Origin of the sequence: Collimonas rhizosphaerae (assembly GCF_038896935.1) — a bacterium.
In the GTDB taxonomy this organism is placed as follows: domain Bacteria; phylum Pseudomonadota; class Gammaproteobacteria; order Burkholderiales; family Burkholderiaceae_D; genus Collimonas; species Collimonas rhizosphaerae.
In genome coordinates this window covers 351,197-373,413 of sequence record NZ_JBANDC010000003.1, presented here as the reverse complement: position 1 = coordinate 373,413, position 22,217 = coordinate 351,197, and the positions used below count along the sequence as shown (strand labels likewise).

General features: G+C 61.5%; 24 protein-coding genes and 1 pseudogene. 17 read left to right on the top strand and 8 right to left on the bottom strand.

Annotation, left to right across the window (positions count from 1 at the left end; genetic code table 11):
* Positions 1-3 precede the first annotated feature (3 nt).
* Positions 4-393 (top strand): hypothetical protein, encoded by a 390-nt coding sequence (locus V8G57_RS06210; protein ID WP_342828607.1) that lies wholly within the window; start codon positions 4-6, stop codon positions 391-393.
* Between the two features lie 40 nt (positions 394-433).
* Here the strand turns inward: V8G57_RS06210 and V8G57_RS06205 are convergent, their stop codons facing one another.
* Positions 434-847 (bottom strand): hypothetical protein, encoded by a 414-nt coding sequence (locus tag V8G57_RS06205; RefSeq protein WP_342828606.1) that lies wholly within the window; start codon positions 845-847, stop codon positions 434-436.
* Here V8G57_RS06205 and V8G57_RS06200 point away from each other — a divergent pair.
* Together V8G57_RS06200 and V8G57_RS06195 are read left to right on the top strand one after the other, a co-directional pair.
* A complete protein-coding gene (locus V8G57_RS06200) occupies positions 837-2,300 on the top strand; it encodes a glycoside hydrolase family 28 protein (protein WP_342828604.1) in 1,464 nt (487 codons plus the stop codon). The genes V8G57_RS06205 and V8G57_RS06200 overlap by 11 nt on opposite strands.
* A gap of 65 nt (positions 2,301-2,365) precedes the next feature.
* A complete protein-coding gene (locus tag V8G57_RS06195) occupies positions 2,366-3,073 on the top strand; it encodes a hypothetical protein (protein WP_342828603.1) in 708 nt (235 codons plus the stop codon).
* A 59-nt stretch (positions 3,074-3,132) separates the two neighbouring features.
* Here V8G57_RS06195 and V8G57_RS06190 read toward each other — a convergent pair whose 3' ends face one another.
* A complete protein-coding gene (locus V8G57_RS06190; RefSeq protein WP_342828602.1) occupies positions 3,133-3,453 on the bottom strand; it encodes a hypothetical protein in 321 nt (106 codons plus the stop codon).
* Positions 3,454-3,765: 312 nt separating this feature from the next.
* On the opposite strand from V8G57_RS06190, the gene V8G57_RS06185 reads away from it, so the two are divergent.
* The 12 genes from V8G57_RS06185 (at position 3,766) to V8G57_RS06130 (ending at position 13,537) form a co-directional block, all read left to right on the top strand.
* Complete coding sequence (locus V8G57_RS06185) at positions 3,766-3,864, top strand: sodium/glutamate symporter (protein WP_217647639.1); 99 nt, start codon at positions 3,766-3,768, stop codon at positions 3,862-3,864.
* A gap of 29 nt (positions 3,865-3,893) precedes the next feature.
* Entirely contained in the window at positions 3,894-4,553 is a 660-nt protein-coding gene (locus tag V8G57_RS06180; RefSeq protein WP_342828601.1) for a methyltransferase family protein, read from the top strand.
* A gap of 80 nt (positions 4,554-4,633) precedes the next feature.
* The gene (locus tag V8G57_RS06175; RefSeq protein WP_342828600.1) at positions 4,634-5,650 is read left to right on the top strand and encodes a transporter; all 1,017 of its coding nucleotides are present in this window, start codon (positions 4,634-4,636) and stop codon (positions 5,648-5,650) included.
* Between the two features lie 116 nt (positions 5,651-5,766).
* Positions 5,767-6,246 (top strand): OsmC family protein, encoded by a 480-nt coding sequence (locus V8G57_RS06170; protein WP_342828599.1) that lies wholly within the window; start codon positions 5,767-5,769, stop codon positions 6,244-6,246.
* Between the two features lie 139 nt (positions 6,247-6,385).
* Entirely contained in the window at positions 6,386-6,586 is a 201-nt protein-coding gene (locus V8G57_RS06165) for a hypothetical protein (RefSeq protein ID WP_041742042.1), read from the top strand.
* A gap of 25 nt (positions 6,587-6,611) precedes the next feature.
* Complete coding sequence (rarD, locus tag V8G57_RS06160) at positions 6,612-7,523, top strand: EamA family transporter RarD (RefSeq protein ID WP_092401391.1); 912 nt, start codon at positions 6,612-6,614, stop codon at positions 7,521-7,523.
* A gap of 152 nt (positions 7,524-7,675) precedes the next feature.
* A complete protein-coding gene (locus V8G57_RS06155; protein ID WP_342828598.1) occupies positions 7,676-8,467 on the top strand; it encodes a MipA/OmpV family protein in 792 nt (263 codons plus the stop codon).
* A gap of 28 nt (positions 8,468-8,495) precedes the next feature.
* A complete protein-coding gene (locus tag V8G57_RS06150) occupies positions 8,496-9,182 on the top strand; it encodes a response regulator transcription factor (RefSeq protein WP_342828596.1) in 687 nt (228 codons plus the stop codon).
* Complete coding sequence (locus V8G57_RS06145; protein ID WP_342828594.1) at positions 9,172-10,521, top strand: sensor histidine kinase; 1,350 nt, start codon at positions 9,172-9,174, stop codon at positions 10,519-10,521. The genes V8G57_RS06150 and V8G57_RS06145 overlap by 11 nt, the downstream gene beginning before the upstream one ends.
* A 135-nt stretch (positions 10,522-10,656) precedes the next feature.
* Positions 10,657-11,349: an HAD family hydrolase gene (locus tag V8G57_RS06140; protein WP_342828593.1), complete on the top strand. Its 693-nt coding sequence runs from the start codon at positions 10,657-10,659 to the stop codon at positions 11,347-11,349.
* A gap of 69 nt (positions 11,350-11,418) precedes the next feature.
* Entirely contained in the window at positions 11,419-12,048 is a 630-nt protein-coding gene (locus V8G57_RS06135) for a glutathione S-transferase family protein (protein WP_342828592.1), read from the top strand.
* 103 nt (positions 12,049-12,151) lie between these two features.
* A complete protein-coding gene (locus tag V8G57_RS06130; protein WP_342828639.1) occupies positions 12,152-13,537 on the top strand; it encodes an MFS transporter in 1,386 nt (461 codons plus the stop codon).
* A 3-nt stretch (positions 13,538-13,540) separates the two neighbouring features.
* On the opposite strand, the gene V8G57_RS06125 is transcribed toward V8G57_RS06130, so the two are convergent.
* The 3 genes from V8G57_RS06125 to imuA are packed head-to-tail and all read right to left on the bottom strand — an operon-like array spanning position 13,541 to position 18,887.
* Positions 13,541-16,705, bottom strand: coding sequence for an error-prone DNA polymerase (locus tag V8G57_RS06125; RefSeq protein WP_342828591.1), 3,165 nt, complete (start codon positions 16,703-16,705; stop codon positions 13,541-13,543).
* A 6-nt stretch (positions 16,706-16,711) separates the two neighbouring features.
* Positions 16,712-18,184, bottom strand: coding sequence for a Y-family DNA polymerase (locus tag V8G57_RS06120; RefSeq protein ID WP_342828590.1), 1,473 nt, complete (start codon positions 18,182-18,184; stop codon positions 16,712-16,714).
* Positions 18,117-18,887, bottom strand: a complete 771-nt coding sequence (gene imuA, locus V8G57_RS06115) for a translesion DNA synthesis-associated protein ImuA (RefSeq protein ID WP_342828589.1) — start codon at positions 18,885-18,887, stop codon at positions 18,117-18,119. Before imuA ends, V8G57_RS06120 begins: the two co-directional genes overlap by 68 nt.
* Positions 18,888-19,054: 167 nt before the next feature.
* Here imuA and V8G57_RS06110 point away from each other — a divergent pair.
* Positions 19,055-19,418, top strand: a pseudogene (locus V8G57_RS06110) (type II toxin-antitoxin system RelE/ParE family toxin).
* Positions 19,415-19,756, top strand: coding sequence for a helix-turn-helix domain-containing protein (locus V8G57_RS06105; protein WP_092401364.1), 342 nt, complete (start codon positions 19,415-19,417; stop codon positions 19,754-19,756). Before V8G57_RS06110 ends, V8G57_RS06105 begins: the two are co-directional and overlap by 4 nt.
* Here the strand turns inward: V8G57_RS06105 and V8G57_RS06100 are convergent.
* The 3 genes from V8G57_RS06100 to V8G57_RS06090 all read right to left on the bottom strand — a co-directional run bounded on the left by V8G57_RS06100 (position 19,738) and on the right by V8G57_RS06090 (position 22,078).
* Positions 19,738-20,424 (bottom strand): amino acid ABC transporter permease, encoded by a 687-nt coding sequence (locus V8G57_RS06100; RefSeq protein WP_342828638.1) that lies wholly within the window; start codon positions 20,422-20,424, stop codon positions 19,738-19,740. The two genes, V8G57_RS06105 and V8G57_RS06100, sit on opposite strands and share 19 nt — an antisense overlap.
* 2 nt (positions 20,425-20,426) lie before the next feature.
* Positions 20,427-21,179 (bottom strand): amino acid ABC transporter permease, encoded by a 753-nt coding sequence (locus tag V8G57_RS06095; RefSeq protein ID WP_342828587.1) that lies wholly within the window; start codon positions 21,177-21,179, stop codon positions 20,427-20,429.
* An 83-nt stretch (positions 21,180-21,262) separates the two neighbouring features.
* Positions 21,263-22,078 carry an ABC transporter substrate-binding protein gene (locus V8G57_RS06090; protein ID WP_092401356.1) on the bottom strand — a complete coding sequence of 272 codons (816 nt, stop codon included), beginning with the start codon at positions 22,076-22,078 and terminating at the stop codon, positions 21,263-21,265.
* Positions 22,079-22,217: the final 139 nt, after the last annotated feature.

The window sequence follows — 22,217 nt, the reverse complement described above, 5'->3', positions numbered from 1 at the left end:
CACATGGGACAGAAAATTTCAGACGACGACGCCTTGTCGCTGGCGCAAATACTACGTTCTTTCGACCTGGATGAAACGACCAGCGCCGCGCGATTCGTGGAGAGCCTGACTTTCGACGCGATTTTTCGTGAAGAGTGGGAGCGTATTTGCGGCAGCCAGTATCAATTCCATTTTTATGACAGGCTCGCCGACGCTATTTTCGACGCGCTGGAAAACCATGGAGATCTGGAAAATTCCGTGCGGGAGAGGGCAGGCCAGCTGCTTCGGGAAATTGAGGCGCGGTATACCAGCCTGCTTGGCGAGATCCAGGCGCAGTACGAATGGATTTGCAAACACATAGTTTCCATGGGAAGCCGCAGGGACGCCTCAAAGACGGAATTCTTGCCTTTCTGACCAGGGCGGCCGCGTCCCGATGTAAATGTTGAATCCCTTTTTACCGGATGGAAAAAGTTGATGTTCCGGTTATCTTGATTTTTTTGGAAAATGCGATGCCTGGTTTTATGAAACTGCTGTGTGTATCAATTTTGACTGGCATGGCTTTGAGCGCGTGCGGCGGTGGCGATAGCGCCGGGGAGAATTCCAGTTCAAGCGGTAGCACAACGGCGACCGGCACTACCTCATCAGGTACTGGCAATACATCAACCGGAACGGGCGGCACGTCAACCGGAACGGGCGGCACGTCAACCGGAACAGGCGGCACGTCAACCGGAACAGGCGGCACGTCAACCGGAACAGGCGGCACGTCAACCGGAACAGGCGGTACATCAACCGGATCGAATGGTGTTTCTTCAACAGTGGATGCGGCGCTCCCGCCCGAGCCGCAGCTTCCTGGAACCGTGTGCGCCACCCTGGTCGCGAGCCTTACCCAGGCGGGCGGCCTGTTGCCTGCCTCTGTCGACGCCAGCCCGAGCAATTCCAATCCGGATACCGCGCGGATTCAAAAAGAAATCTCCCGCTGCCCTGCCGGGCAGGCGGTCAAGCTGACTACCGGCAGCAGCGGCCAGAATGCATTTCTTTCCGGGCCGTTGATCCTGGCTAGCGGCGTCACCCTCTGGGTGGATCAGGGAGTGACCTTGTTCGCGTCGCGCAGTCCGGCCGATTTCGATACCGGCGACGGCAATTGCGGTACCGCTGCCGGTGACGGCAAGTCCTGCAATGCCTTGATCACCGCCAGCAAGACACAAAATAGCGGCGTAGCAGGCGACGGCATCATCGACGGCCGCGGCGGCAGCGTATTAACGTCCGGCGCCAACGCGGGCACAATGACTTGGTGGGACGTCGCTATGCTGAACAAGTCGACGGGCAAGAACCAGAACAATCCGCGCCTGATCCAGGTCTTTGGCGGCAGCAATTTCACGCTGTACCGTATTACCGTCCAGAATGCGCCGGCATTCCATGTGGTGCCTAATACGGTAAGCGGTTTTACCGCCTGGGGAGTGAAAATCCTGACCCCGACCCTGGCTTACTCCAGGCCGGGGTATGCCTGTCCGGCCGGGAGCAGCCCGGATCCGACAACGCCCGCTACTTCGCCAAGCACTTGCTTCACGCCGGAAACCACGAAAAATACCGACGGGATCGATCCCGGCCAATCCAGCAATGTGCTGATCGCCTATTCTTATTTCAGCGGCGGCGATGACAATATCGCGATCAAGGCGAGCGGATCGGCGCCGGCTCTCTCGCACCGGATTGTCCACAGCCACTTCTATTATGGCCATGGCATGTCGATCGGCAGCGAGACGAATTCGGGTGTCGACGGCATCGAGATGCGTGATCTGTCGATCGATGGCCAGGATTCTCAAAACAGCGTCGGCATACGGATCAAGTCGGACGACGGCCGCGGCGGCACGGTGAAGAACATCAGCTATCGGCAGATCTGCATGCGCAACGTCAAGGAGCCGATGATATTCGATCCTTACTACAGCGTCGGCAATCACACCCTGGCGCCGGATTTCCACGACATCGCGGTCAACGGCTTCCATTACCTCGGCAGCGCAAAGTATGGCGGCGGCACGCTCACCTTCAACGGCTATGCTTTCAACGGCACGGTCAATCCGCTGAAGATTACCTTGGATAACGTCATGTTCGATTCCACGCCGAAGATATCGAACAGCCCGCACAACGGTGGCCCGACGCCGCCGTCGAACACACAGTTTACTGTCGGGCCTGGTCCGGTCAACTTTGCGATCGCACCGTCCGCAGCGAATAACGTGACGGTGGCCACGGCGCCGAAAGACGGCCAGCAGGCAATCGACTGCAGCCAGGCTTTCGTGTCCTTTCCATCCTCGATGTCGCCTTTCTAGATTCTGCCGGCTTGATTTTTCCGTGAACGCGGCCATCGATTCTGCGTTTGCCAAATGCAGAATCGATGGTGCTGCACTCGTTTGAGCATATGTGCCAGATATCAATACAAAAAAAATCCATAACATGCCTGTTAGCTATCCTGTTGTTTTCGCATGTGACTGCGGTTCTTTCCGATGATCTGCTGTATGTGATCTGGCGGGATATCGGATTGCCCGATGCGGTGCGTCTGGCCAGCCAGTATTCGGGGAAGACGATTCGTCTGGCTCAGAATGTGCACGGGACGATCAGTCTTGCGTCGTCAGGTCCGCTGGGTTCCAGCCAGTTTTTCTCTCTCTTCGAGAACTCTCTGCATGAGCGCGGCCTGGTCCTGATGCGTGACGGCGGCAATATTTACCAGGTGAGGGCAGTCGAGCCAGGGGCGGGCGGCAGCGCTCAATCGCCCAGTGCCAGTGTGGAAGCGGGGCCGCCGCACGTCCCGCAAATTGAATATGTCGGAGCCGTATTCGCTTCCGAACGGCGCGCGCAGGCAATCGTTGCGCGAATCCGTGCGATGGGCGGCGAAGCTGAGGTCCGGGCCCCTGGCGATCCGGCTGATACAGGTTTTTCCGTCGTGCTGCTGTGCCGTGACAGCGCCGAAGGTTACCAATCGATGATTTCCGCAGTCGAGCGGGCGGGATTAAGCAATCTGATTTCCATGCCGTCGTTGCCTGCCGCATTTCCGGTACAGGAGACGCCGTCTTTCGCTGACAGCCCGCCGCCGAGCCAACCATGAATTTGACAACTTGCCCGTCGAACCCGCGAAGCGTGTAATCGCGCATCTTGGTTTTCGCGCTATTTCGACGCCATTTCTATGCCGGCGATCTTGCACTCCGATCGCTCGGTGTTTTTCCACACCTCATAGTCTTTTTCATCGTTCGCCCGCAGGAACGAGGTCGATGCCGCGCCTGCCTGGGCGCAGGCGACTTTTGCCAGGCCGTTGCGTTTGGCTTTGTGATATTGGGCGACGGTCTGGAACGCCACGTTCCTGTCGATGGCGCGCGTATTCTGCCTTGCCATCACTTCGATGCCGTCGCAGAAGAAATACCAGATGCCGGGGGAGATAGCGACGAAACAGAAAAACGTTTGTAATGTACTAAGATCCTTGGTTCTCACTGTACTTGCCTTCCAATATTACGGGTCGCGACACTACCGCGGCCGGGTGCTTGTTCCGGGTCCTAGGTCATTGATTTGATTAATTTTTTACAATTGTTCGTATGCTAATTTAGTTTTCAAAAAAAACAATGGTTTGTTAAAAATTGTTAGGTAAAAATCCTGGGAATGACGATATTTGTGGGTTTTTTCCTACAATAAAAACATTCAAAATTAACATCATTCAGGTAACGATTTCGTGCGCAATTACGCAGGGCAACAATTCCCGTTCGCCGGGTTTTTGTTGGCATTTGATCAAATGATGAAAGGACGTGGATGAGTCTGCGCCTGTGGAACCTGGCTTCGCTGGCGCTGCCGGTGCTGCTGATCCTGGCAGTGCGGGACAGGCTCGGGCAAGGCCGCACGTCGCTATAATGAAGAAGGTTCACTTCAGGGAGGCGCTCATGCAGCTCACACCCAGACTGGCGATCTTCACTATGGTGTCGAGCCTTGCCTACCTTTGGCTCGCCATCTTCGGCGAGGGCGGATTTGCCGCCTTTTTCTCGCGGCCGGCCTTGCTTGTCACCGCCGCCGCATTCATGGCGCTGGCCGGCGCGGCGCTCTTCACCAGCGCCAACCTGAGTTCCGGCGAGCGCGAGGACCGCGGCAACCGCTGGATCATTCCCGCCGTCGGGCTGATCGGGCTGCTGCAGGCTTACCTGCCGGCGTATTCCGACCGCATCGGCTTCTGGACCTTCGGCGGCGATGCGCTGCGCTGGACCGGCGTTATCCTGTTCATCGCCGGCGGCGTGCTGAGGCTGTGGCCGGTTTTCATCCTGGGACGCCGCTTCAGCGGCCTGGTGGCGATCCAGCCGGGGCATGAGCTGGTCACCGGCGGCATCTACAGCGTTATCCGCCATCCCAGTTACCTGGGCCTGCTGGTGAATGCGCTGGGCTGGTCCCTGGTTTTCCGTTCCGGGCTCGGCGTACTGCTCACCGCCCTCATGCTGGCGCCGCTGCTGGCCCGCATGCGCGCCGAGGAAGCGCTGCTGCGCAGCCAGTTCGGCGCCGAGTACGATGCCTACCGTGCTCGCACCTCGCGGCTGATTCCCGGAATTTATTAGGACCTGGTTTTTGCCTGATGGGCATGCATGCGAATCGACCGCCTGCGCTAAACTGTGCGTTTGGGTTGATGGGAGAAGCGATGCAGACCGTGACACTGCCTTACGGCTCGGACCAGACCGGCCTGGTATGCGGTTTTTTATTCGACGCCGACGCGCAAGGCCGGCCAATCGAGTCGAAACAGGCGGAGGAGTGGCTGGCTGCACGCGAGCAGCATCCCGGCCAGTTCATCTGGCTGCACCTTAACCTGGCCAATACCGCCAGCGAAAAGTGGTTGAGGAAGCATGCCGCGCTGGGCGACGAATTCTACGCAACCCTGCACGAAGGCCAGCGCTCGACCCGCATCGAACTGGTCGACAATATGCTGATCGCGGTGGTCAACGATGTGCTGCACGATTTTTCATTCGATCCGGCGGACATTTCCACGCTGTTCCTGAATGTCGACCGGCAGGTTGTGATCAGCGCCCGGCTGAAGCCGCTGAAGGCGGTCGACCGCTTGCGCAACGCGGTGAAGAACGGTGAGCCGATCCGTTCTTCGATCGAGCTGCTTACCCATCTGCTGCGCGACCAGGCTGAGGTGCTGTCGAAGATCGTGCGCGACGCCATCCAGCGGGTCGACGGCATAGAAGACACCCTGCTGGCCGGCAAGCAGAACCAGAAACGCGCCAACCTGGGCGAGCTGCGGCGCGTGCTGGTGCGTCTGCAGCGCCTGCTGGCGCCGGAGCCGGCAGCCTTGTTCCGCCTGCTGCAGCGGCCGCCGAACTGGGTGGCCGACATCGATTCGCAAGAGCTGCGCCACGCCACGGAAGAATTTTCGATGGCGCTGCACGAAATCGCCACGCTGCAGGAACGCATCAAGCTGCTGCAGGAAGAAATCGCGGCGCGCGTCAATGAGGGCAATAACCGCAGCCTGTTCGTGCTGACCATCGTCACGGTGCTGGCGCTGCCGATCAACATCATCGCCGGCCTGCTTGGCATGAATGTAGGCGGCATCCCGCTGGGGCAGGATCCTCAAGGATTCTGGATCATCGCCGGCATTGTCGCTAGCTTCACTGCGGTGGCCGGCTGGCTGGCTTTCAGGAAGCGCGGCGACGAGTGACGCCGGCCCGGCTTCGGCAATGCGCGCCGATACGAGCGAGCCGCCCACGGCATCGGAAAATTTTCGGTATCATCGTGCGCGCAGAAACTTGTCAATCCAAACCTGAAGGAAATGCCATGTCGATCCATGTCGCCACTATCGCGTGGGAACGCGCGGATGCCGTATTCACCGATAACCGTTACAGCCGCGCCCACAGTTGGCATTTCGACGGCGGCGCCGTGGTGCCGGCATCGAGTTCGCCGCATGTGGTCAGGGCGCCTTTGTCGAATCCGGCCAATGTCGATCCGGAAGAGGCGTTCGTGGCCTCCTTGTCGAGCTGCCACATGCTGTGGTTCCTGGACATCGCGCGCAGCGCCGGCTACCTGGTCGAGCGTTATGTCGACCAGGCCAAGGGACATATGGAGCGGGCGGCGGATGGCAAGAGCTGGATCGCGCTGGTGGAGCTGGCGCCGGCGGTGGCCTTTTCCGGCGCCAAGATCCCGGACGACGCCGTGCTGCGCCATTTGCACCACCAGGCGCACGAAGAGTGTTTCCTGGCGCGCTCCGTGAAAAGCGAAATCAGGATCGACGGCAGCTGGAGCCATGCCGCGTCGTGAGCGCCGATTCGGCAATCCATATCCTGGCCGGCGCGGAGGCGGGTAGAATACCGGCGGCGCAGGTTTGCCGCGCAGGCCGAGGCTGGCATGCGGCAGCATTGGCAAACTGCCACGACACGACGTTTACACAGGAAAAATGATGGCAAAGAAGAATGAAGAGCTGGACCCGGAAACATTGGCGCTGATTAACTGGTGCATTGAAGTCGAAGGTTTCCTGGTGGCCGGCGGCGCGACCCTGGAACAGGCGCAAGAGCATATCGAAGAACAGGTGGAATGGTTTACCGACCAGTTTTATGACGGCCTGACGCCGGAACAAGCCGCCAAGGAAGCGCTGGCGTGATGCCTGCCGAGGTGCGGTCGGCCCAATGAGCCAACATGAAATAGGGCGCGGCATCGGCCTGTCGGTCTGCGCCTCGATGCTGTTTGCCTTGTTGTCCGGCTACACCAGGCTGCTGGCGCCGCTCGACGGCCTCGACATCTTCGCCTGGCGCGTGGTGTGGACCTTGCCTGGCGCGCTGGCCCTGCTGGTCCTGCGCCAGCGCCTGCCGCAGGCGCGCGCCTTGCTGCAGCGCCTGGCGCGCGAACCCTTGACCTGCGCCGCCCTGGCGATAGTGGCGGCGCTGCTTGGCGTCCAGATCTGGATTTTCCTGTGGGCGCCCTTGCACGGCCGTGCGCTGGAAGTCTCGCTGGGATATTTCCTGCTGCCCTTGACCATGGTGCTGGTCGGCCGTTTTTATTATCACGAACGGCTGGATGTTTTCCAATGGCTGGCGGTTGCCTGTGCCGTGGTCGGCGTGCTGCACGAACTGTGGCTGACGCGCAGCTTCGCCTGGCCGACCCTGGTGGTGGCGCTTGGCTATCCGCCTTACTTTATCCTGCGCCGCAAGATTAATGCCGATCCGGTGGTGGCGTTCGCGTTGGAGATGGCGTTGCTGCTGCCGGTGGCGGCTGTCATGCTGTACCTGCGCGATTCCTGGGCCGTGGTTGCCTACCGGCCGGACATGTGGCTGTTCCTGCTGCCGGGGATGGGCCTGCTGAGCACGGTGGCGCTCGGCGCTTACCTGGGCGCCAGCCGGCTGCTGCCGATGGCCTTGTTCGGCATCCTCGGTTACGTCGAGCCGGTATTGCTGGTCGGCGTCGCCATCGTTTTTCTCGGCGAGTCGATGGCGCCGGGACAGCTGGCCACCTATATCCCGATCTGGTGCGCGGTGCTGCTGACGGCGCTGCACAGCGTGCGCCTATTGCGCAAGGAGCGGGCTGCGCGGCGCGGCGGTTAAGCTCGTTGTCAACAAAGAAACGCACCCGCCAATCGCCGCAAGTCCAGCCAAATATTCCCGGTTTAAAGACTCCAGTAAGTAAGTGGTAAGAGCTTATGGCTGAACATGCTTGTCGGCAGCAGTCATTCGTTCAATCATCTTGTGGGGTCAACATGCATCATTTCAAGTTTTCCTGCCGGCTAGCGCTGGCAGCGATAATCGGGACGGCTTTCAGCGCCGCGGCAGGTTTGAGTCATGCCGATCCGGTCCTGGCCGAAGAACCGCATTCCGCCGACGCGTCCCAATGGGGGTTGGGCATCGGCCTTGGTTCTGAAAGCCGGCCCTATCGCGGCGTCAGCAATCATGTCTCGGTCTTGCCGCTGGTGCTGTATGAAAATCGCTGGATCCATTTCTTCGGCAATACGCTTGATTTCAAGCTGGGATCGGTCGACCAGTTCAGTTTCACATTGCGTGCCAAATATGCATTGAACGACGGCTACAAAAGCAGCGATTCGGAGGCATTGCGCGGCATGGACGAACGCAAGGGCAGTGCCTGGGGCGGCGTTGCGGGCACTTGGGACAATCCCTACGCGAAGTTGTCGCTGGAATGGCTGACTGCCGGCAGCACCAAGGGCAACACGGTGAAACTCGGCGCCGAGCATTCGTTCGCGATGGGCGCGTTTCAGCTGACGCCGCACCTGAGCACGACCTGGATGGACAGCAAGTACGTCAATTATTATTACGGCGTCAAGGCCAGCGAAGCGATCGCCGGCCGCCCGGCTTATACTGGCAAATCGACGGCCAACATCGAGTTTGGCGTGCGCGCGGACTATCCGCTCACACGCAACCAGATGATCATGCTTGACGTCGGCGACCTGCAGCGCGGCACCGGCATCAAGGACAGCCCGCTGGTCGACAAGTCGTCGGCGGTGAGCGTGCGGGTAGGCTACCTTTATAAATTCTAGTCGCGAAACACTACACTAAATACCAACCATGAACCGGATCGGCCTGCTGGAAGACCACGAGCGGATGGCGCAGCTGATTCGCCAGGCGATGGCGGGGGTCGGCATCGAAGTCGATATCTATGGCCGCATCGACCACGCGGCCGACGGCTTTACCCGCATTCCCTATGCGGCGCTGGTGATCGACCGCGGCTTGCCGGACGGCGACGGGCTTGACCTGGTGCGCAAGCTGCGGAGCAAGGGCGTGCTGGCGCCATGCCTGATGCTGACCGCGCTCGATGCCTTGCATGACCGGGTGGCCGGCCTGGAGGCCGGCGCCGACGACTATCTGCCGAAGCCGTTTTCGATGCAGGAACTGGTGGCCAGGGTGCGTGCCCTGATGCGGCGTCCGCCGCAACTGCAAAGCCTGGTTCCAGCCTATCTCGGCTTGCAGGTGCTGCCGGAAACGAGCTGCATGCGCAACGGCGACGATTCGGTGTCGCTGGCGCCTTCGGAGCTGCAGCTGATGCTGAGCCTGGTGCGCGCAGGCGGGCAGCCGGTGCGCCGCACCGCCTTGGAAATGGCGGCCTGGGGCGTGGGCGATGCGGTCACCCCTAACGCGCTGGATGTCGCCTTGCACCGGCTGCGGCGAAAACTGCTGGCGATCGATTCCACCGTGGAGATCGCCAACGTCAGGGCTTACGGGTTTGCATTGCAGGAACTGCCCAATGCGCTATAGCTTGTCGAAAAAACTGATTGTCTCTGCCGCGGCTACGATGGTGGTCATCACCTTGCTGGTGTCCGCGGGCCTGGCTGCGGTATTCCAGTGGGAGCCCGAGATATTGCTGAAGCAGGAGATGCTCAGGCATGTCGACAAGATCAAGGAAAAGATGCGCTTCGACGCCGCGGGCAAACTGACCGGGGTCGAGCTGAATTCCAAAATGCAGCTGCTGTATGAAGCGTTGAAAGACGACTCCATCTACCGCATCCTGGATGACAAGGGCGCGGTGCTGGCCGCCTCCGACGGCGCCGGCATCCCCCTGTTTGCCAAAGGCACGCGTTTCGATCCCAAAACCGCAACCGAGAGCGGCTTGGTCGTGCGGCGCTCAGGATTGACATTGCATGTATTTACGCAAGCCGTTTTCCGCAACGATAAGACCTACTATATCCAGGTGGCGCGGAGCGAACGCATGCACCAGGCCATCATGGGCAGCGACAGCGCCAGTTTCATGATGGCCGCCGGGGTCGCGGTGATTGTCGCCATCCTGGTATTTACCGGTGTCGTGTGGGGCACATTCAACCGCGCGCTGCGCCCGCTGCGTGTGGCGTCGGATGCCGCCAGCAAGATTGAATTCAACCGCCTGGGCTCGCGCCTGTCTACGGTGGACGTGCCGCAAGAGCTGGTGCCGCTGATAGACGCATTCAACAAGGCGCTGGACCGGCTGGAGCGTGGCTATCGGCTGCAGCAGGAATTCCTGGCGACGGTTGCGCATGAATTGAAGACCCCTTTGGCCCTGATCCGCGGGCAGATCGAACTCGATGGCATGGCTGACCGCACGCTGCTCTTGAAGGATGTCGACCGCATGGCGCGCCAGGTGCACCAGTTGCTGCACCTGGCTGAAGTGAGCGACCAGAAAAATTTTGTGTTCGAACAGCTCGACGCTGGTGAAGTCGCGGTCAGCGCGGTCGAGCACCTGGAACGGCTGGCGGACCGGCTGGGCGTGCGCATCGTCCTGCATTCGCCGGCTCGGCAGGTATTGCTGCTGGCCGACAGCGGCGCGCTGTTTGTACTGGTCAAGAACCTGCTGGAAAACGCCCTCCATCATTCGCCGGCCGGCGCCAGCGCTGTCGTCACGGTCACGCCGGAGCAGATTTCGGTGCGCGACCGTGGCGAGGGCATTGCCGCGGACCACGTGCCATTGCTGTTCAAGCGTTTCTGGCGCGGCCCGAACCGGCGCGATGAAGGCGCCGGCCTGGGGCTGTCGATCTGCAGGGAAATTTCGCATGCCCACGGCTGGCGCTTGCTGGTCAAGCACGACCAGCGCCCCGGGGCAGAATTCATCGTTGCATTCCATTGATTTCCGCGGGCGCCGGCAACAGCGCTCTCGTCGAAGTCATCGTCCTGTCATAAGACTGCTATAAGTTGAGGCCTTGCAACCGGCGCTCAGAGCGGCCGCCGCCTCGCTGCGATCGCTTTCCTTGACGGATAAACCATGTACAACAATAGCAAACGATTAATCATCCTCGATGCGGACGGCACCACTATCGATGCCTACAACGCCATCGACAAGACGTTTTCCCGCCACGGCATGGAGATCGGCGATGAGGAAAGATTCCAGAAGCGCCGCCGCCTGTTCAAATACCTGGGCGGATTGAAAGAGTTTCCCTCCAACCTGAAAAAACAGATCGGCAAGCAGAGCCGCAAGCAGCTGATCGCCACCCTGACCGAGGTTTACCGGGAAGAGGCCAAACTGTATCCGGGCATCGCGGACCTGGTGCGCAGCCTGATCGCCGCGCCGGACATCGCGGTCGGCCTGGTGACGCGCAACATGACGAATGAACCGGAAGAGACGCTGCGGCTGCTGTTCCGGCGCCATGACATCGATCTCGATGCGCTCGATTTTTTTGCCCACATTCCGCTGCACCTGGAAAAGATGCAGGAATTCCGCGCCATCCGCGAGCGCCTCGACATCAATCCCGCGCGCGCCTATATCGCCGGCGACGAGCACAAGGATTACCTGGCCGCAATCGGCTCCGGCATGCATCCTTTCATGGTTTCCTACGGTTTCGAGAGCTACAAGCGTTTGATCAAGAAATTCCTGGTGCCGGAAGAAATCATCTCGCGCTCGCCCGAAGAGCTGTGCGGACGCGTGCGGCACGCCATGGGCTTGACGGATAACGCCTGACAAGGCGCTACTGCAAGGCGCCACTCCCTGTTAGAATTTATCTTCCAAAAGATGGATCGGGCAGGGCACATGTATACATTGTATGGCTTCAAGGGCTCCGGCTCCGCCGTGGTGGAGCTGGCGCTGGAACTGGCCGGACTGCCTTACCGGCTGGTCGAGGCAGCTTCCTGGGAGCCTGGCTCGGCGCTCGACGAGCTGCAGCAGCTGAACCCCCTCAGGCAGATTCCCACCTTGCAGCTGCCGGATGGCAGCATCCTGACTGAAAGCGCGGCGATCCTGCTCCATCTCGGCCTGGCCCATCCCGCGGCCGGGCTGCTGCCTGCCGCTGAAACCCAGCGCGCGCAGGCCATCAGGGGCCTGGTGTATATCGCCGCCAACTGTTACGCCGCGATCGGCGTGATCGACTTCCCTGAGCGCTGGTGCGCCAATGCCGACGATGCCGTGAAAGAACAAATCCGGGAAGGCACGCGTGCGCGCCTGCACAGTTATTGGGAAATTTTCGCCGACACTTATCCAGCATCGCCATTCTTGAACGGCGCCTCGCTCGGCCTGCTCGACCTGATGGCTGCCGTGGTTTCCAAGTGGGCGGGCGCGCGGCCGCACCTGGCGCGGGTGCGGCCCGCTTTCTTCGCCTTGGTCGAGAGGGTGCAAGCCGATCCGAAAGTGGCGCCGGTGTGGCGGCGCCACTGGGATCATTGAATTTTCCGGATTTTTACCGATGCTTTCATCATTTTTTGCAAAATACTAAAACATAGGGAGGCCCAACGTGCAGTCACAAACCGAGCTGTCTGAAGACCAGTTGATGAAAAAAGTGGCATGGCGCCTGATGCCATTGCTGATCGTGATGTTCCTGGTGTCTTTCATCGACCGTCAGAACGTCGGTTTCGCCAAGCTGGAAATGGTGCATGCGCTGGGCATGAGCGAGGCGGCCTACGGTCTCGGCGCGTCCCTGTTTTTCATCGGCTACCTGCTGTTCGAGATCCCCAGCACCCTGGCCTTGCATAAATACGGCGCGCGGGTCTGGCTGGCGCGCATCATGTTTACCTGGGGCGCGGTGACCATACTGCTGGGTTTCACCAGTTCGCTGCCGATGTTTTATGTGCTGCGCTTCATGCTGGGCGTGGCCGAAGCCGGATTTTATCCTGGCGTGATCTATTACCTGACGCTGTGGTTCCCCCAGATATACCGCACCCGGGTGCTGGGGATATTTACGTTGGGCAGCGCCCTGGCCAACATGCTGGGCGCCCTGGTCGGCGGCTTGCTGCTGAACCTGAACGGCACGCTCGGGCTGGCCGGCTGGCAGTGGGTCTTTATTGCGACCGGTGCGCCGGCTGTGCTGCTGACGCTGGTGGTGATGGTGTATCTGCCGGGCTCCATCGATGAAGCCAAATTTCTGTCTGCATCGCAGAAAGCCAAGCTGAACGACATGATGCAACGCGATACGCCGGCTAACGTCACCCGCGGCAATCCGCTGGCGGCGCTATGGGACTTGCGCGTGCTGCTGTTTGCCGCCACCTACATGCTGATGTCGACTTCGCTGTATGGCGTCACTTACTGGCTGCCGACCTTGGTGAAGGGCTTCGGCGTCAGCTCCACCATCAACGGCTTGCTGAACATGATGCCGTGGGGGCTGGCGGTGCTGCTGTTGCTGTGGCTGCCGGGCAAGCTGCGCCATGACCGGGTGGTGTTCAAGGCGATCGCCGTCATCGGCTTGCTGGGTTTGCTGTGCTTTACCTCGAGTGCGCTGCTCGATTCCAACACGCTGCGTTTCGGCGCCTTGGTCATTGGCGGCGCTTGCATCACCTTGCTGTATCCCTGTTTCTGGTCCTTGCCGCCGAAATTTTTCCAAGGCGCGCGGGCTGCCGCCAGCATCGCGGCGATCAATTCAATCGGCAACCTGGGCGGGTTTTTCGGGCAGAACCTGATGCCTTACGTGGGCAAGCTCACGCACAGCAATGTCACGCCGATGCTGGTTCCCGCGGCTTGCCTGGCGGTGCTGGGCGTGGGCGGGCTGGTAGCGGTGAACTGGCAGCGCAAGCGCGACCTGGCCGACGACAGCGCGCGCGAGCGCCAGGTGGCGATCCAGGAAGACGGCAGCGAAGATCCGGGCGCCGGCATCGACCAATTGCTGGACCGGCATCCCGACCACCTGCACATGCCGCATCCAAAACCGCCGCGGCCTGATTGAATTTTAGTGAAAGTCGCGGCTGCTGGTGTACAGCTTGCCCAGCATGGGCGACATGTCGATCAGGTGCTGGGCCACCAGGTGCCTGACGCCCTCCTGGGACTGCCAGCTGCCATTGACGCCCATCAGCTTCGCTCCCTGCAATTCCTTGCGCTGGCTGTCCGCCAGGTCGGGCCAGACGATGACGTTGACAGTGCCGGTTTCATCTTCCAGCGTGACGAACACCACGCCCTTGGCCGTGCCGGGGCGCTGGCGCACCGTGACGATGCCGCAGGCCCGCGCCAGCTGGCCGCTGCGGAAAGTATTCAGCACCTCGGCCGGCCTGAAGCGCTGGGCATTGAGCTGCGGGCGCAGCAGCGCCAGCGGATGGCGCCCCAGGGTCAGGCCCAGCGCATCGTAATCGTTGAGCAGGTTTTCTCCTTCCGTCGGCGGCGCCAGCAGCAAGGCTTCTTCCGCCACCTGGGCCTGCCTGAGCAAGCCTTTGTCCGGTGCGCTGACCAGCGCCTGCCACAACGCCTGGCGGCGGTTGCCGACCAGCGGCGCGAGCGAATTGGCGGCGGCCAGCGCCTGCAGCTGGTCGCGCTGCAGGCCGCTGCGCAAGGCCATGTCCTTGAGGCCGGTGAACGGACGCACCGCGCGCGCCGCTTCAATCTCGTCGACATTGCGGGAATTCAGCCCGCGCACCAGGTTGAAGCCCAGCCTGACTGCCGGCCTGGCCGCCGAGGTTGATTCCAGGGCAGCTTCCCAGTTGCTGACGTTGATATCGACCGGCAGCACTTCCACGCCATGCCGGCGCGCGTCCTGCACCAGCTGCGACGGCGAATAGAATCCCATCGGCTGGCTGTTCAGCAGCGCCGCCAGGAACGCTTCCGGTTCATGGCATTTGAGCCAGGAGCTGGCGTAGGCGAGCAGGGCGAAACTGGCGGCGTGGCTTTCCGGGAAGCCGTATTCGCCGAAGCCCTGGATCTGGCTGTAGATGGCTTCGGCGAAACTCTTGTCGTAGCCCCTGTCTGTCATGCCGTCGATCAGCTTGCGTTCGAATTTTTCGAGGCCGCCTTTGCGCTTCCAGGCCGCCATCGAGCGACGCAGGCTGTCGGCCTCGCCCTCGGTGAAACCTGCCGCGATCACGGCGATCTGCATCACCTGTTCCTGGAAAATCGGTATGCCCAGGGTGCGTTCCAATGCTTGCTGCAAATTTTTCTGGTAGACGATTTTGCCAGGATCTTTTTTCCTGTTTTGCAAATAAGGATGGACCATGCCGCCCTGGATCGGTCCCGGCCGGACGATCGCAACCTGGATCACCAGGTCGTAGAATTGACGCGGCTTCAGGCGCGGCAGCATGCTCATCTGGGCCCGGCTTTCGATCTGGAACACGCCTATGGTGTCGGCCTTGCAGATCATGTCGTAAGTCGCGGGATCTTCGCGCGGGATGTCTTTCATCTCGAATGTTTCGCCGCGTTGCGTCGCCACCATCGCCAGCGCCCGCTGCAGCATCGACAGCATGCCCAGCGCCAGCACATCGACCTTGAGTATGCGCAGGGCGTCCAGGTCGTCCTTGTCCCATTGCACCACGCTGCGATCTTTCATCGCCGCGTTTTCGATAGGCACCAGGCGCGACAGCTTGCCGCGTGAAATCACGAAGCCGCCCGGGTGCTGCGACAGGTGGCGCGGAAATCCCATCAGCGTATGCGACAGCTCGGCCCATTGTTCGGCAATCGCCGTATTGGCAGCCATGCCGAGTTCGCCGAAGTTCTGCTGCAGCTGCTGCTTGTCGTCCCACCAGCGCTGCGATTTGGCGACCTGGTCGACCAGGCCCGGATCGACGCCCAGCGCCTTGCCGACATCGCGCAGCACGCTGCGCGGCCGGTAGCTGATCACGACCGCGGTCAGCGCCGCCCGCCGCCGGCCGTATTTTTCGTAGATGTACTGGATCACTTCTTCGCGCCGCTGGTGTTCGAAATCGACGTCGATGTCGGGCGGTTCATTGCGCTCGCGGCTGATGAAGCGGCCGAACAGCAAGGTGCTCCGGGCGGGGTCGACTTCGGTGATGCCGAGGCAGTAGCAGACCGCCGAGTTGGCCGCCGAGCCGCGGCCCTGGCACAAGATGCCCTGGCTGCGGGCGAACTGGACGATATCGTAGACCGTCAGGAAATAAGCTTCATATTCCAGCTCCTGGATCAGGTCCAGTTCGTCTTCCAGCTGCCGCTGCACCGCCGCCGGGATTTCGTCGGCGAAGCGGCTGCGCGCGCCGATATAGGTTTGCTGGCGCAGATAACTGGCCGGAGTATGCCCCGGCGGTACGATTTCATCCGGATATTCATACCGCAGTTCATCCAGCGAAAAGCTGCACATGCCGGCGATCCTTACCGTTTCGGCCAAGGCCGCCGCCGGATACAGGTTGCCTAGCCGCAGCCTGGCGCGCAGGTGCTGTTCGGCATTCGGCGCCAGCGCATAACCGCAAGCGGCGACAGTCTTGCCGAGCCGGATCGCGGCCAGCGTATCCTGCAGCGGCTTGCGCGAGCGGCGGTGCATGCAGACATCGCCGGTAGCGGCTACCGGCAAGCCGAGCGCTTGCGCGGCCTGCTCGATCACGGCGCGCTGGCATTCGTCGCCGGCCTGGTGCAGCATGGTCATGCCGATCCAGGCGCGGCCGGGAAAAGTATTGCGCAGCCATGCCGCCTGGCGGCCCAGCGTTGCGCTGTCGACGCCATGAGCCGGCAGCAGGAGCAGCAGGCAATCGGGCAGCTGGCGCAGGTGGGCGTTGGCGCTGTCCGGCGCATCGAGGTCTTGCGGCCGGAGCAGGTAATGGCCTTTGCCGGCGCGGCTGCGCGCCAGCGTGATCAGTTCCGAAAGATTGCCGTAACCTTCGCGGTTTTGCGCCAGCGCGATGAGAGAAAACGCCGGGCTGCCGTCGGCCTCGTGCAGCTGGAACTGGCTGCCGATCAGCAGCGGCAGTCCATGTTTCTTGGCTTCGACATGGGCGCGCACCACGCCGGCCAGCGAGCATTCGTCGGTCAGCGCCAGCGCCGCGTAGCCAAGCTGGACGGCGCGCTCCACCAGTTCCTCGGGATGCGAGGCGCCGCGCAGGAAACTGAAATTCGAGACGCACTGCAGTTCGGCGTATTCCGGCAATACGATCGACGGCGGCGCCAGCGCGGGATTGTCGTCCATAGGCAATCAGGCAAACAAGCCGTGCAGGAACCAGTGGATGTCATCGCCGTCGCGCTCGCGATATATCCAGTAGCAAGCAGCTTCTTCGCCTTCCGCCACGAAGTAGTCGCGCACAGTCGGCGGACCGTCCCACCAGCCGCATTCGATCCGCTCCGGCCCTGACAGCAGGCGCAGCGGCGAACCATAAAACGGCCGGTGCTTGCGCAGCATCAGGGCCAGCGGCTGCTGCAGCAGCCAGAATGGCCGTTGCGGCTGGAGCCGAGGCAATGCATCGCCTGGCGTTTGGCGGCACAGGCCGTCGCCGGCTGCCTGCCAGGCGTTGGCGACTTCCGGCCGGTGGTCGGCCAGCGCTGCCGGCTGCAAGACGTTTTCACTGCCGAGCCGTGCGCTCAGCAACTCCAGCAGGCGAGCATAGGCGCCGGGCGTGCCGCCCGGCTCGGGAAACAGGGAGGCGGTCGGCGGCAGCATCGGCGCTACCTGGGTTGCCTGCAAGCGCAAGGCGATCACCGGCGCATCGAGTTGCAGCCGGCCCAGCCTTTCTTTCAACAGGCGCAGCAGGTGTTCTTCATGCCAGGCCGGTTCGCCCAGCGCGATTTCCAGCGGCGTCGGGGCGATTGCCTGGCGCCCGCGCTCGTGTTCCAGCGACAGCAGGAAACGCGATACCGCCAGCTGCTGCACTACCAGCCAGCCGATCATTTGCAAGACCAGGCGGCGTGCCGCAAACAGTACCGCCTCGGCATGTTCGATACGGTCCGGCAGCTCCAGCCAGGCGCTGAATGCCTGCGGCGGCTGCACCCATTCGAAGATTTCGGGCGCGCTGCCGTAGGCGCGGTCCAGGGTGTCCAGGATGTGCTTGTCGCTGCGCCGCTGCAATCCGGCGCGCGGCAGCTTGCGCAAGTCGGCCAGGGTCTGGCAGCCGATGCCGGCCAGCCATTCTTGGTGGGGGCGCGCCGCCGGCAGGATCGCGAACGGCAATCCATCCAGCCGCCGCTGCAGGCTGGCCAGGCGCAGGCTGCGGCGCTGCATGCGGCGGCGATGGCGGGCCAGCAGCCACGCGCCCTGGGCGGTCGGCGCCATGCTGAGCTGCGGCGTAAAGCCCAGCGCCTGGATGCTGTCGCGGATGCGGCGGCACAGCGCCAGACGGCCGCCGAAAGCGCTCAGGCTGGCGCTGATGTCGAGCAGCAGCGAATCCTCCTCGGCATGCGCTACTTCCGACGTGTATTGCAGCAGGGCCAGCGCGATATCGTCGCGCGCGCCTTGTTCGCGCGCCGCATCGCGCTCGCATAACAAAGCCTGCGGCGCCAGCGCCAGCACACCGCCGCGGCGCATGCCCGGGCGCACGCCGCTGGCCGCCGCGGCGGGTGTCATGGCCAGCACCTGGTCATGTTCCAGCACCGCCAGCATGCAGGGTTCAGACCAGCGCGGGCGCAATGTTTCCAGCGCCAGCAGCGGCAGGTGTATGCCTATCCAGAGTGTCATGGTCGGGTACGGCAAAAGAAGGTGGCGGAACGGCTGGAGCGGTGGCCGGGGCCACGGTTGCCGCCAGCGGCAGGTAAAACGCTTGTTCGTGTTGCGGCCCTTTGCGTTTGAGCAGCTGGATTTCGACGCCGTTGCGCGCCGGCCGCAATGCCAGCCGCAAAGGCGAGGGCGAGGATTCGTGGGCGGCGCTCAGCGGCCGCAGCAGCCACAGCAGGGTGTCGCTGGCCTGGGCCGCCAGGTGCAAGCGGCGCAAAGCCTCGCCCCGGACATGGGATTGCCATAACAGCAGCGCGCCGCAGCTGCCGTTGCGCAATACCTGTTCCGCCGACCACAGCGCATCGGCGCTGCGCGCCGCCTTGATCCACAGCAGCTGTCCGCTGGCCAGGCCGGCGCCGTCCCAGGCCGCGATCTGCGGCAAATGCGGCGGCTGCAGCAAGACGATCCGGCGCTGGCTGGCGATGCCCATCAGCGCCGGCTGCAGCAGGCGCATTTCGCCGCAGCCGGCTTGTTGCAGCAGCAGCTCTATCAATGCCGAATGCGGCCAGCCGCCGTTCGGCAATTCACGGTCGAGGGATGGATGGCCGGAGGCGGTGACCACGCCCTGGTAGGAACCCATCTGGTCTGCGCGCCACAAGGCATGCGGCAAGGCCGCCACGACCGATTGGGCGGCGGCGGAAATGCTGGATAGGGCGCTGGCGGGCATGGGCATGACTAAATGACATTTAGGTAAAAGCGTGGGCGGAGAAATATTATACTGTATGTATGTACAGTATAAATTCGATTCGGGTTTAGTCAATCGATCAATCCATTCATCTATCTACGCCGTGATGAGGACCATGTCGCGCGCTTATCTATATTTGGGTATAATTTATGACATCTGCTTTTACGAGACCTCTGCACTGGGTAGGTTCGGCGAAAAAAAGACCTTGCCGCGATGCCGGCAGAAGTTCAAGCCGCTTTTGGTTACGCGTTGCATTTGGCACAGGCCGGCGGCAAGCATGATCAGGCCAAGCCGATGAAAGGTTTTGGCGGCGCCGGTGTACTGGAAATTGTAGAAGACTGCCAAGGTGATACGTATCGAGCCATCTATACGGTGCGCTATGCCGAGGCGCTGTATGTGCTGCATTGTTTTCAGAAAAAGTCTGTTAGCGGTAGCGCCACACCCAAGCCGGATATGGATTTGATTCGAACCAGATTGAAAACCGCAATCGCAATGCAAAGGAGTGGAGAGTGAATCAGAAAGTCACTATCAACGGCATCGATATTGAAATAGGCAGCGATAACCCCTATGCCGATCTCGGTTTCCCCGATGCCGATGAAATGCTGGTCAAGGCCAAGCTGGCGCATGAGATCTCCCAGATCATCAGGAGCCGGCATTTGACTCAGCAAGTTGCTGCCGACCTGCTGGGCATGCCTCAGCCTAAACTGTCAGAAATGTTGCGCGGAAAATTCAGGGGGATCAGCCAGGCCAAGATGATCGAGTGCCTGAACCGCCTCGGGCGTGACGTGGACATCGTCGTGAAGAAAGCCAGCCGCTCGGCCCCGGGTCACACTCAGGTGGTGGTGGCCTGAAAATGTGCCGCCACCCGGCCCGCAAGCAAGCCCAGCCCCGAACACAGCACAAAATAGATCAAGCCGATGAACATGAAGATCTCGGCCGGATAAATCATCACCCGGCTGTTGACCTGCGCCGCCACGAATGACAGTTCGCCGACGCCGACGATGTAGGCCAGTGAACTGTCCTTGATCAGGGTTACCCATTGGTTGACGAAGGAAGGCAGCATCATCTGCAGCGCCTGCGGCAGCACGATGTGGCGCAGCACCGCCATGCGCGTCATGCCCAGCGACAGGCCGGCATCCCATTGCCCGTCCTTGATGCCGCTGATGCCGGCATGCACTGAATGCGCCAGGTAGGCGCCGCCGATCAGCGCCAGGGCGCACATCACCGACAGCACGCCCGGCACGTCGATATGGAAAACAATCGGCAGCAGGAAGTAAGTCCAGAAGATCAGCATCAGCACCGGGATCGCCCGGAAGAAGCCGAGCACCATGGTCAGCAGCAGCTGCGGCCAGCCGCGCGTCAGCGACAAGGCGACGCCCAGCACCAGCCCCAGCAATGCCGAGGCCAGCGCCGAACCGACGCTGAGCAGCACGGTCAAGGCCGCGCCGCCCAGCGGGCCGTCGGGATAGGCGCCCCAGAGCAGGTAGGGCAGGTTGTTCGCCAATACGCTGAGCTGCATGCTCATCGCTGCGCGCCGCCGGCAAGTCTTGGCCGGCGCTGGAGCAGCTGGCCGGCGGTTTCGATCAGCGCGATGGCGGCGATGTAAAACAAGGTCGCCACGCCGAAAGCCTGGAACGTCTTGAAGGTTTGCGCTTCTACCTGGCGCGAGGTGTAAGACAGTTCGGCCAGGCCGATGGCCATGGTCAATGACGTGTTCTTGACGATGTTCATGTACTGGCCAAGCAAGGGCGGCAGCGCGATGCGTACCGCTTGCGGCAGGATCACGTAACGCAATCCCTGCCAGCGGGTCAGGCCAAGGGCGGCCGCCGCCAGCCTTTGCGCTTCGGCGACGCCGCGCATGCCGGCGCGGATTTCCTCGCTGACATAGGCGGCGGAATACAGGCTCAGGCCGAAGATCGCGCACAGCAGTTCGAACGATGGCCATGTCAGTTTCAGGTACGGCCCCAGCGCCACGCTGTGCACCGTATTGAGCCATTCCACCGAACCCTCCGGCAGCAGGCTGGAGACGCCAAAATACCAGAAGAACAGCTGCACCAGCAGCGGCGTATTGCGGAAGACCGAAAGGAAGCCGCCGGCAGGCAGCAACAGCCAAGGCTGCCGGCTCGAGCGTGCGGCTGCGACGACGATGCCGAGCAAGGTGGAAAGAACGGCAACCACGGCGGACAGCTGCAGCGTCATCCACAGGCCGTCGACCAGCCAGCCGAGATATTTGGGAGCCAGCATTTGCCCCAGGGCAGCTTGGAACTCAATCATTTTCTACTTCGCAGTTACTAAATAAAAAAACACCGGCAAACCCGAAGGAATGCCGGTGCAAGACAGATGCACTCAGAAGTCGGTCAGTTCTGGCTCAGCTTGGTGTCGCCGATCTTGAACAGGCGCGGCAGCGGCGACTTGCTGCCGGGGCCGAACCACTTGTCGTAGATCTTGAGGGCGGTGCCGTTCTTTTCAAATTCGCGCAGGGTGTCGTTGAGCGTATTGACCAGGCGCGTCTCGCCCTTGGGCACGCCGACGCCTTCGTATTCCTCGGATATGGCAAACGCCGGGATTTCATATTTTTCCTTGTCCGGGATATTCGCCAGCAGCGCAATCAGTTTCGAGCCGTCCTGGGTGATCGCCTGGACATTGCCGTTGCGCAGGGCGGCCAGGGCGAACGGGGTGTCGTCGTACAGGACTACCTTGGCGGCCGGGTATTTCTCGCGCAAGGTGGTTTCCATGGTGGTGCCTTTGTCGGTGCCAATGCGCAGTTCAGGAATCTGCGCAGCGTTCTTCAGCACGCCTTTTTTCGCCAGGAACTGCTGGCCCGAAGCAAAATAAGGAATGCTGAAATCGATCACCTGGGCGCGCTCGGCGTTGATGGTGAAATTGGCGAACACCACGTCGACCTTGCCGGATGTCAGCAAGGGAATCCGGTTGGCCGGGTTGGTAGGCACCAGCTCCACCTTGACGCCGAGTTTTTTGGCGACTTCGTTGGCATAGTCGACATCGAGGCCGATGATCTTGTTGGTCTTCTGGTCGACAAAACCGAACGGCGGATTGCCGTCGAACGTCGCGACCCTCAGCACGCCGGCTTTCTTGATGTCGTCGAGCTTGTCTGCATGGGCCAGGCCCGACAGCAGCGTCAGGCCGGTAAACAGGATGGCAAATGATTTCATTATTGTTGTGGTCCCTGGTTGATGGTTCGGTGCGGTCGACCGCAAAAGCGATCGCCATGCCGGGCAGATTAACAAAACAAAATCACGCAGTGAACGATCAATGTCGCATTTGAATATTACAAGTTTGCAGGCGTTCTCC